The 10,826-nt window shown below is 55.3% G+C and carries 10 protein-coding genes; 3 read left to right on the forward strand and 7 right to left on the reverse strand.

Going from position 1 to position 10,826, the window contains the following annotated elements:
- On the reverse strand, positions 1–465 hold a 465-nt coding region (locus tag I4W09_RS09615), incomplete at its 3' end, for an FHA domain-containing protein (RefSeq protein ID WP_196033934.1).
- A gap of 517 nt (positions 466–982) precedes the next feature.
- Between I4W09_RS09615 and I4W09_RS09620 the strand changes: the two genes are divergently transcribed.
- The 3 genes from I4W09_RS09620 (at position 983) to I4W09_RS09630 (ending at position 2,931) form a co-directional block, all read left to right on the forward strand.
- Entirely contained in the window at positions 983–2,341 is a 1,359-nt protein-coding gene (locus I4W09_RS09620; RefSeq protein ID WP_230318765.1) for a radical SAM/SPASM domain-containing protein, read from the forward strand.
- 170 nt (positions 2,342–2,511) lie between these two features.
- Complete coding sequence (locus I4W09_RS09625; protein ID WP_196033940.1) at positions 2,512–2,715, forward strand: hypothetical protein; 204 nt, start codon at positions 2,512–2,514, stop codon at positions 2,713–2,715.
- Positions 2,716–2,745: 30 nt separating this feature from the next.
- Positions 2,746–2,931, forward strand: a complete 186-nt coding sequence (locus I4W09_RS09630; RefSeq protein ID WP_196033943.1) for a hypothetical protein — start codon at positions 2,746–2,748, stop codon at positions 2,929–2,931.
- An 884-nt stretch (positions 2,932–3,815) separates the two neighbouring features.
- On the opposite strand, the gene I4W09_RS09635 is transcribed toward I4W09_RS09630, so the two are convergent.
- From I4W09_RS09635 to I4W09_RS09660, 6 genes are all read right to left on the reverse strand, one after another.
- Positions 3,816–5,447, reverse strand: coding sequence for an ATP-binding cassette domain-containing protein (locus tag I4W09_RS09635; RefSeq protein ID WP_196033946.1), 1,632 nt, complete (start codon positions 5,445–5,447; stop codon positions 3,816–3,818).
- A gap of 328 nt (positions 5,448–5,775) precedes the next feature.
- Positions 5,776–6,729 carry an FHA domain-containing protein gene (locus I4W09_RS09640; RefSeq protein WP_196033948.1) on the reverse strand — a complete coding sequence of 318 codons (954 nt, stop codon included), beginning with the start codon at positions 6,727–6,729 and terminating at the stop codon, positions 5,776–5,778.
- Between the two features lie 3 nt (positions 6,730–6,732).
- Positions 6,733–8,577: a serine/threonine protein kinase gene (locus I4W09_RS09645; protein ID WP_230318766.1), complete on the reverse strand. Its 1,845-nt coding sequence runs from the start codon at positions 8,575–8,577 to the stop codon at positions 6,733–6,735.
- On the reverse strand, positions 8,574–9,479 hold the full coding sequence (locus I4W09_RS09650) for a hypothetical protein (protein ID WP_196033954.1): 906 nt from the start codon (positions 9,477–9,479) through the stop codon (positions 8,574–8,576). The genes I4W09_RS09645 and I4W09_RS09650 overlap by 4 nt, the downstream gene beginning before the upstream one ends.
- Before the next feature lie 246 nt (positions 9,480–9,725).
- On the reverse strand, positions 9,726–10,322 hold the full coding sequence (gene recR / locus I4W09_RS09655; protein WP_006235173.1) for a recombination mediator RecR: 597 nt from the start codon (positions 10,320–10,322) through the stop codon (positions 9,726–9,728).
- Positions 10,323–10,335: 13 nt separating this feature from the next.
- Positions 10,336–10,656, reverse strand: coding sequence for a YbaB/EbfC family nucleoid-associated protein (locus I4W09_RS09660; RefSeq protein ID WP_006235174.1), 321 nt, complete (start codon positions 10,654–10,656; stop codon positions 10,336–10,338).
- Positions 10,657–10,826: the final 170 nt, after the last annotated feature.

Below are 10,826 nucleotides of genomic sequence, written 5' to 3' on the forward strand. Positions count from 1 at the left end.
AATGGCGTAGGTAGTGGATTCGCCGAGCTTGAGCTCGTCGCCGGGATTGAGTTGGGCGGAACGGCCGGGCTCGACCTGAATGCAGACGCGCGTGGCCCCGTTTACCACCACGGTTCCGTTGGTGGACGACAAGTCCTCGACGTGCCAGATATTCTGAGCATCGCACCAGATATGGGCATGGCGGGCCGAGACATCGTCGCCGACGTCGGTAATATCGCCCTCGCCAGTGGCCAGCGCGCCAATCTCAACACCCTGCTCACTCGGCTGAATCCAGCGCGGGGCGCTCACGACAAAACTGTTTTGTACGCGCAGCAAGCCCAAGGGGTGCGCCGGGGCGGGTTCGCGTTCGCCCGCGACCGAAGATGTGCTCAGCGAGCGCGGCGTCGACGTGGCGCCGCCACAGGTCGCACGAGCGCGGCGGCTCGCCCGACTTGGAACCAAGGCGGGCGTGAGAGCAAACGGCATAGGGAACGAATCTTGCGGATGCACTCCTCGACGTCAGGCAGGTAAGCCCCACTAAGTCGCCGAGGAGGCCCAAGCGGCCCGGCACCACTTCCAGATTCTGACCAGGGCGAGTCGTTCGCCGATAGCTGAAGGCTCGCTCCCACCCAAAAGGGGAGATTCGCGTTGTTCCCCAATCGCTCTCGCATCTTTCATTTTGCTCGAGGTGAGCTATAAAAAACTTTCCTGGTGAAAGGCGGTGATTGGTTTCTTTTTTTTCTAGAGGAGCGCGCCTGTAATCTGTTTTCATCCTAAATCAAGTTAAGATCGGACCTTCCAGAGGCAAGTCGACTCAAACTGCGAGGCTCCATGCTGGAATAAAGAGCGCTGTCGAAGTGCCAACAACGCAAAGCTTGCCAGTCTCAAATAGAACCTTTTGGGAGTCCGATTGGGCCGCACGCAGAATCCCCGCTGTTGGTTTTTTATAGCTGCGTAACAATAAACAAGGTTAGTGCCAGTCCAGCATGAAATTGAGGAACGTATGCATTTTTTCTCAGTAAGTGATCGTCGTTACTGCTTCGATGAGGTCACTCGCAATTGCTTTCAGGTTGACCAAGCATCAGAAGATGCGCTTCGCGTATTTGAAGCATCGGGAAGAACGGTCAACTCGAAGTTGCTAACGAAGTCACTTGCTGCGAAAGGCTACGGCCAAACGACCATAGCAGAACTTGAAGACGACATTGATGAGTATCAACGATTGTCTGAGCGGACTTTCTTAACAAAAGACACGCCTCGAAAACTTAGATCCATCGAACTCCACGTTTCACATGCATGCAACCTTGGTTGTAGTTACTGTTTTGCCGGTAAAGGAGATTATGGGACGTCTCCTCTGCTGATGACAGACGAGATAGCCTTCAAGGCGGTCGACTACCTCGTCGCAAGTTCATCGGAAAACGAAACGCTTACGATCGTCTTTTTTGGTGGGGAACCCATGATTAACGAGCCGCTGATATGGAAAACGGTCGACTATTCAAAAAGAATATACCCCAATAGAAACTTTACCTATTCTATTACGACCAACGGAACGCTTTTGAATGACACTGCTGTGAATTCTTTCAAGGAGCACGGGTTTTCTGTTCTGATTAGTCTCGATGGTACAGGATGTAAGCACGATGCATCGCGCCCGTACAAGACGGGAGGTGGCTCTTTCTCCGATATCGACAAAAACGTTCGTCGTTTTTCCGAGTCGTTCCCCTTCGGCGCAAGAGCGACCTTAACAAAAAATAACTGTAACCTTGTTGAAGACTATCTTCAGTTTAAAGAGATGGGTTTCAGAAGGATTTACTTCTCGCCCGTAAGCTCATTCGATGAGAATATCAAACTCGACGAACACTCATTAAACAAAATCAGGGCGGGCTTAATAGATTTGGCGGATCAATATCTCAAACAGATTGATCAAGGGGAAAAGCCCTTGTTTAGAACATTGAAAACTGCAATTGATTTGATTATGAGCAACAGGATCGCCTTTGTCGGATGCGGGGCTGGCAGGCGTTTTATTTCTGTGACTCCCGAAGGAGACGTATACCCCTGTCACAGGTTTGTCGGGATGATGCGATTCAAAATGGGCAACATCATCACCGGAATTGACGAAACTAGGTATATTGAAAACTGGAGTCAGGGTGTCGAAAAAAGAATTGACTGTACGGACTGTTGGGCTCGTTCTTTCTGTGGTGGGGGCTGTAGCTGGGAGGCTGCAGACGAGCACGGCTACTTGCCCAAGAGTCTACACCCTGCATCATGTGAATATAGAAAAATGTGCTACGAGATAGCTTTTGACCTTATTTCCCGCCACTCATCTTCGCAGGAGAAAAATCAACGAGAAGCTACTGTATCGGAATAAGCGGTTCAGCGCATTGCTGTCACCATTGTGGAGGTGTTCGTTCTTCTGATTACCGTCTGCAAAGCTTATTGCTACGTTCGCCGAAACCATTCTAGAAATATGGTGAACTAGACATCTTGGTTTGTTATACACAATATTGAGGTTTTTTCTGCACTCAAAGGGAGGTAGTCGTGAAGCATATTCATCCGATTAATCCAGGAAGTAGCGACGAGGCAGGCGTGAAGCCGATGTCTTTTGACTGCCTCTTGGGCATTACTGACATCTGTACTGTTTATGATAAAGCAGATGGCTGTGGTGCATACGATTACTGCGACTATGACATGGATGGCGGCAGCATCTGCGTTGTAGATCACTGTGGCATTGATCAAACGTAGTCTCTAATTGGATTAAGGTGAGGAGCTGTTATGAAGCATATCCATCCTGTTGGTTCAAGTGGAAATGAAAATCCTCCCGTTGAGCCTTGTTGTCTTGGAGTTGATATATGCAATTTTTACGACATCGCCGAGTGCCCTGTTGCGGATTGGTGCTATGTCGATAAAGAATCAAGCTGTGTTTTGCCAGCAGATTGGTGCGATCCAGTTGACGAGTAGTTTTTGTGGCTAGAAACTATTTGATCCAATTCAGAATAAGATGGGAACAAATACCAAAATCTCGTGTCTGGGAGGAGTTATGCCATTATTGCAAGGTCTCGTTGGATTAGCCTTTATACTTGCATTATATCTGGCACCTTTTTTACTTTTATTCTTCATTATTCGACTCTTTCTTCGGAAAAAATAGGAGTATCACGCAAACATTAGCGTAGCTTTCTTCCAATATGAGCCGAGCATTGGCAAGTGGAATAAGAAGCCCGACCGTTCGCCACATGAAAGTGATCGGACGGGCTTCTCTATTTAACCCGGGCCGCCACCTATAGCGGCTTTCCAGGCGTATTCTCGGTGCAAAGCAATCGTCAGTTTAATCCTATGCGTTGATACCGCATTTCATTTGTTCGGCTCGAATTCTACGGCCTTGCAACCCTCGCACTCTCCGGCAAACGGATTGAACGCGAAGGCAGAGATGATGCGTGCGTGGACATCGAGGCTGCTGTAGGCAACATACTGGGGCATGGACCCCCGCTGCGCGTGGCATGTGGCCCGGCATATTCATTGCCGTCCAACCCCGTGTAGTTGCAGCAAAGGGCGGAACCTCAATGCTCAGCTCATATTGTCCGTGGGACACGAGAATCGTAAGTACACTTTGGTGCGATTCTCGCGCTGATACTGAGCCACCTGGAATAAGATACGTCGCGACAACACTTCACTTCACCTCTGTCTCGACAAGACGACGTAGACTAAAGTTTCCTTTAGTAAGAGAACGAGAACTATATCTGAAAGCGTTGCGATGGCGTGAAGGCACCGAGTCCGAACCGCCTGAATGCTACGTGCATCTGCATCGCTTTTTTGTTATCTCTGCCAGTTGGGTAGCACTACACTTGTCAGCATTTACCCTGGTACATGCTGCTTAAATCCACTACCCCTTCTACCGCGCCGACCATCTCGTCATCGTGAGAGACAACGATGATCAGCTGGCTTTGCTTGTTGCGCTTAACATAGGCCGCAAGCTCGGCGCGGCTTACAGCGTCTAACCCAGTCGTGGGCTCGTCGAGCATCAAAACTGACGACTTGCGTGAAATCGCCGACCATAAGTACACGCGGCGCAGCTCACCGCCCGAAAGCGCGGAGCAACGTTTCCCGAGCAACTCCTTCACGCTGTTTTCCAGCGAAGGTAGGTCATCTACACCCCGGTGATAGGGAGAAAAGGGCGTGTCGAAATACTCTAACAGCTCTTTCACCGTTTCGTCCGGCGCGAAGCACGACTGTGGGCAGCACGATATCTCTCTCGCACGTATGTAATCCAAGTCGCATTCTTCGATTGGCACACCGTTGTATTTTACTTTGCCTTTCGATGAGTATAGCCCGAGCATCAAGTAAAGAAGTGACGTCTTGCCTCTTCCGTTCTCCCCAACTATGCAATATGTACCAGGACCGGAAAACTTGAAAGAAAACCCGCCGAGGACCTCTCGGACAGATCTGTCTGGAAGGACAACCGAGAATTCCAAATCAGATACCGAAATGTCATTTATTCCATCAAGTTTCGCCAAATCGGTCCGATTCCACCCCGATCTCGCCTTTTCCCTCGTCGTGATAGCCGTCCTATCCCATGATGCTTTGGCGTCCTGATAGGATTTGAACAATGACATCATACTTTTCAAAGTCTTAAAGAGAACCGCGAAGTATGTACCGATGATAGTGTACTCGCCTATTGACATAGTTCCGTTAATGATTCGTACTCCGGAAACAACAAGTATCACCGCTTGAAACAACGCTGCGAAAAGACCATCGAGCGATGTCAGAGAATATGATAGCTTTCCGGAGCGCAAAACTTTGGGAAAATAGCTCTTAAATCCAGCGTCGAGCGCTTGTTCGCTCTTGCCGTACGAAGATGCCAGTTGAATGTTGAGAATCTGATTAAGCTGCGATGCAATTGCGGCGTAAAAGGCGCTGTCCGCTTCTTTCTTCTCATACGTGACCCTATACAAAAGTTTCCTCAACCCAGTAATTACACAGAAATACACGATGAGGAGAATGATAGAAAACACCGCGAGAGTTGAATCAATTGACCATATGATAAGCAATACGATGGGAATAGCTACAATGGACAGCGGCGCACTGATAAAATTCGCCAAAACGAAGGATGAGACCACGCTGGAGTCGGAAATAATCCGTTGCGTTGTATAGGCTGGATCGATGGTCCGACTCACCAAGTAATCGTCTCTTTCAAAACGCAAGACGGCCTCCCTGAGAAGATCAAAGGAAAGTCTCGTGGTTATGCGAATGGAAAGTGTTCCTGCAAAATAAGTAAAGAGGGTGGAGAAAACTCCTATTGACGCAACCAGGAGTGCGAAGAGTACGGCGTCTCTTTCGCTGCGGTTACCAAGAAGAAAATCTAAGAATTTCCCGTTCACGTATGGCATGGCATAGGAGAGAGCGGTTCCAATCACCGTGATAGCAATGAAGACGAAAGCCCCTTTTGCTCTGATGAACCTCGAGAGAACGCATCGAATCAAGGAAGGCCCCAATCTACCCGCCACAAAACATCAATCACTGATACCTTACACCTCAACACAACAGGAGCGAAGATTTGCCAATGAGACTGCTTTAGATTGCCTTGGGCCAATACGATCTCAAGCTCTTCCTGCAAGAGAGTCGGAATCGGACATCTCCTCCGACGAATCTGGCAATCGGGCGGTTGAAATATCTTTTTCAACCGCCCGATTGCCACAATAGATTGGAGCGTCCGCCCGCAAACGACCTCGTTTTACACCCACCAAATCCTTTGCCTTTTGTCGCCTTTTTGCTGTTCGTAGCCTTAAACAAGAACTATTTCACCGCAACTTATCGAGGGGTTGGCCAGAGAGCACCGAAGAGGATGGCGTAGGTAGTGGATTCGCCGAGCTTGAGCTCGTCGCCGGGATTGAGTTGGGCGGAACGGCCGGGCTCGACCTGAATGCAGACGCGCGTGGCCCCGTTTACCACCACGGTTCCGTTGGTGGACGACAAGTCCTCGACGTGCCAGATATTTTGAGCATCGCACCAGATATGGGCATGGCGGGCCGAGACATCGTCGCCGACGTCGGTAATATCGCCCTCGCCAGTGGCCAGCGCGCCAATCTCAACACCCTGCTCACTCGGCTGAATCCAGCGCGGGGCGCTCACGACAAAACTGTTTTGTACGCGCAGCAAGCCCAAGGGGTGCGCCGGGGCGGGTTCGCGTTCGCCCGCGGTCATCGACATGCCAAGCGAACGCGGCGTGGATGTGCCTCCGCCACAGGTCGCGTGCGCGTAGTCGATGGCATAGTTCACCGAGGACCGCACATCCGCCGAACAACCGACGGCGACAAACAGCACCAGCACGGCCTCGGCGCGCTCGGCGGGCATGAGTTCCGCCGCCTGGGACAGGCGATCGAGCGCGTTGCGATAGAGATTCGTGTCCTGGTGGCACTCTTCGAGCGCGCGTACCATCGGTTCACCTGCAGGACCGCACACCATATTGATCACAGCCGTGGAGTCCATGGGATTGCGCTGGCGCAGGGCCAGTTGCGACATAATACGCGCAGCCGAGGTACCGTATTCGGCAAAGTAGCGATGCTGAAGCGTGCCGACCGGCGCGCGAACGATAAAGCGGGAAACCCAAGAGCGATCGGCGGCTCGGCTCTGCGGGCTGCGGCCGTCGGCGAGCGGACGGGACGAAAGCACCAAGCCGCACAGCTCGATATGGCTCAGATGCGCCGCGCGCTTAAAGATGTCAAACATGGCCCCGCATGGGGTGAGCTCAACTTGAGATGCCATGACCTAGGCCTCCTTAGTCGTAGAAATAGAATCGGACGATACTTCGACAGGTCCGCCAAAAGTACGGGCAGCTGCGGCTCCACCGGCAAGCGGAGTCGCCATCTGGGCTTTTGTGCGTCGTGGTGCCGAAACGGGAAGTTCAAAGGCAAAGCCCATCGCAAGCAAAAACCACGTAAGCGTATAGGTTGCAACCAGAGCGGCAACAAGGCCGCCCATCACGGCGCGTTGGGAAAATACGCTACATGCAGCCACAACCAGCACCGGAACCTCGCAGGCAGAAAGCGCAAGCACACCCTGCAGGAAGCCCGAGCGCCGATCGCGCGCAAGCGCCCCCGCGGCAACGCCGGCTATGCCTGGCAGCGCCAACGCCAGTGCGGCAATAATACCCGGTAGCGACCCAGACCACACGAGCGATCCCAAAGTCGCCGTCACGCGAGCGCCCGACGCCAGCAGCGCGGCCGAAACCACGATCACAGCCCAAACCACGCCACAGACGACCGTCGCGCCGACCATCAGCGCGCGACGAGCCGCGCGGCCAGACGCATCCATGGGGCACGGCGTGAGCGGCTCGCCGCGGAGCGAACGGCCGACATTTTGCGCATAGTGGTCACAAAACGCTGAGAGCGCCGCCTCGACCGCCGCCGGCTCGGGACGATCTTTTTGATGGCTGGACAGACAGGCCATCACCACGTCGAACAGCTGGGCATCGACAAACGCCAGCGCATCGCGTAGCTCTTCGGAATCCGGCTCAAGCCCTAGCTGCTGGGCCTGCTCGGCCGCGGCGAGCGCCACATCGGGCTCACGACGAAGCAGCTGAGTCAAATCACAACCGGGCGCATGGGCACCAATGGGATAGTCGGGCCGCGTGTCCATCTTGAGACGGTAGGGGCTCGCGATGTCGCGCGTCTTTTTGCGCGAACCCGAGGTGCCCGAAGTGCTCGGCGCGGCTTCGTATGGCGCGACGCCGGCAATGAGCTCGTAAACCGTGCTTGCCGCGGCATAGACGTCAATCGCCGGCGACATACGCAAAGCGCGCAGGTCGGGAATATCGTCGGTGAGCATCTCGGGCGGGGCATAGGCAACCGTCGCGCGACGCAGCGTGGCATAGCGCTCGGTAAAGGATGCCTTGCCGCCGGTACCGGCCACGGCCGACGCAGGCTCAAGCGCCAGCGACGAGCCAAAGTCGATCAGGCACAGGTCAAAGGTGCCCTCGGCAAGCTGCCGGTCAAGCGGTAGACGCGCCGTACGCACCATAATATTAGCGGGCGAGATATCGCGATGGACAAAGCCCTCGCCCACCAGACTCATACGGCAGAGCAGATCGAACAGGTCGCGACCCAGACGCGCCGCCACAAGCGGCGACAGGCGTCCGGCATCGTCCACGGCAAGTCGCGAACGCAAGCGGGCGAGCGTCTCGCCCTCGACCCATTCCATGACAATTGCAGGCACACCGTCGACCTCGCCCCAGCCATAGAGGCGGGGAAAGCCCTTAAGGCCCGAAAGGGCGCGATGGCATTCGTATTCCTCGCGAAATGCCGCTTTGAACTTGGCGACCAGCGACTCATGGGCGGCATCGTCGTCAAACTCATCGCGCGTCGGCAAGATGAGCTGTTTGAGTGCTACGTCCTCGCCTTGGGCGTTGACAGCACGCGTCACGCGGCCGATACCGCCACGGCGCATGGTGGCATCGTCGGCAAACAGTATCGTAAAACGACGCAGATAGGCAGGCAGTTCGTCCTGACCGAGCGCAATGGCCGGCTCAAACCCGTCGACACGCGCCAGGCGCAGGCCGACCATGGGATCGCGACCGAGCGATTGTGGTGTGGTGGATGCAAGATCGGTCATCATAGGGCAAGCGCCGCCACGTTATTGTTGAAGTTACCGAGCGCGACGTCATCATCGCCGTAATGGCCGACCCATTGACATAGGTTGGTGTAACAGCCCCACAGATTGGCATACTGCTGATACCACCTTGACCGGGGCGAGAATGTCTGACGACCGAACTCGGCTCGAATGACAAACATCTCCCCGACCAGGCTGTCGCACGGCCTGGGATCTCCCGTAGAGTTATAGGTCGAGACCACGTCATTGGCACGAGAAACATAGCCGTCGAGCATGTTGTACTTGGTCACAAGCCAACTGTGAATGCTCTCTTCCTCAGCAGCGGAAAGGCCGCCGGAGTTTGCATCGTTGTCAGTGTTGCCGCCCGTCGAGCCGCCGTTTCCAGGCCCTCCGGTAGAGGAACCCGACCCAGAGCCGCCGCCCGAACTCGATGAATCCGAGCCGGAGCCAGAAGTATCCGAGCTACCGGGCTTTCCGGACTGCTGGGCGTCCTGCTCCTTTTGCTGCTCGACCTTATTCACCGTTGCCGCCACGCTATTGTTGGACAATCGATCGATGATCTTGGTGTTGGTGAGCACGATGGTTTTGCCATTGGCAAGCGTGACTTCGTTGTCCGGGGCCTCGGCGCCGTCCGCATCGTCGGTGCCAAACACAATATGCCCGACCACACTTGCCCAAGCATATCCAGTCGTGGTGCCCAGATCGCTTTTGGCCTCATGCCCCACGCGCGGTTCGCGTGCGGCATGCGCCTGCATCATGGACGGCACGGTCATGCCATAGGCAGAAACGCCAGCTATGACCAGCACCAGCGAGCACGATAGCAGTGCGTACGCCCGCGGCGCCAAGCCCAGTCGGCGTCGTATGCGCACCGCGGCGCCGCGCTTTGTCTGAGTGCCACCGGGCCGCATGCGTTCTCCTCCAACAAAAACACGCCGCTCGGGAGCGGCGCATTCATTCGAATCCATATTTGAGTGTATCAGCGAACCAAAAAGGTTGCGCAACGAATGGACAAATTAAGGATGCGAGCGGAAGCATCCATGCGATAAGCGGATACGAAGCATCTTTGTTGCACAACAAACTCACAGTCGCACGGGGAAATTATGACTACCCCGTGCGACTGTGAGGAAAACATACGGCAGGAGCAGGCTCGCCACCTAAATCGCGCGACGGGCCTCGATGGCGCGGCCAAGCGTAAGCTCGTCGGCATACTCCAAGTCGCCGCCCACGGGAAGGCCGCTTGCCAGACGCGACACCTCGACGCCCAACGGCTTGATGGTACGGGCCAGATAGCTCGCCGTGGTCTCGCCCTCAATATTGGGGTTGGTGGCGATGATGACCTCGTGGATGTCCTCGTGGCCCAAGCGTGCCAGCAGCTCTCGAATGTGCAGCTGCTCGGGGCCAATCTTGTCCATGGGACTGATCACGCCGCCCAATACGTGGTAGAGGCCGTGGTAGCTGCCCGTGCGCTCGATCGCCTGGACATCGCGCGGCTCGCCCACCACGCAAATGCGAGTGGTATCGCGCATCGGGTCCTGGCAGATGGAGCACTCGTCGGCCGTGGCGTAGTTAAAGCAGCGGCTGCAAAAGTGGACCTCCTGCTTGACCTCCAGGATGGCCTCGGCCAGGCGGCGCGCCTCCTCGGCGTCGGCCTCCAACAGGTAATAGGCGATGCGCTGGGCCGACTTGGGACCAATGCCCGGCAGACGGCCCAGCTCATCGAGCAGTTTTTGCAGACTGTGGTTGGCACTCATATATATGCGTGTCTTAGAACGGCATGCCCGGGATGTTGAGGCCGCCGGTGATGGCGCCCATCTGCTTGTTGGCGAGCTCGTTGACGCCGCGGACGGCCTCGTTGACGGCAGCCATGATCATATCCTGCAGCATATCGACGTCCTCGGGATCGAGCGCATCGGGATCGATGGTGAGGTTGACGAGCTCCATCTCGCCGTTAACGGTCACCTTGACCATGCCGCCGCCGGCAGAGGCGTCGACGGTCTGGGACTTGAGGTTCTCCTGCGCGGCGGCAAGCTGCTCCTGCATCTTGCGAGCCTGCTTCATCATCTGCTGCATGTTCATACCGGCCATGATGGCTCCTTTACGTGCGGCCGCACGCCGAGCTGCAAGGGCAGCCGGAGCACGGCGGGACTTTCAAACTCAAAAATCGTACCACGGCGCGAGGTCAGACACTATGACCCAATCCGAGGGCACGGAAACGACAGGAGCCCCCGCTCGTGACCGCGGGTCGGGGCTGCGAC

This window comes from Collinsella aerofaciens, assembly GCF_015670795.1.
Lineage (GTDB): Bacteria > Actinomycetota > Coriobacteriia > Coriobacteriales > Coriobacteriaceae > Collinsella > Collinsella aerofaciens_Q.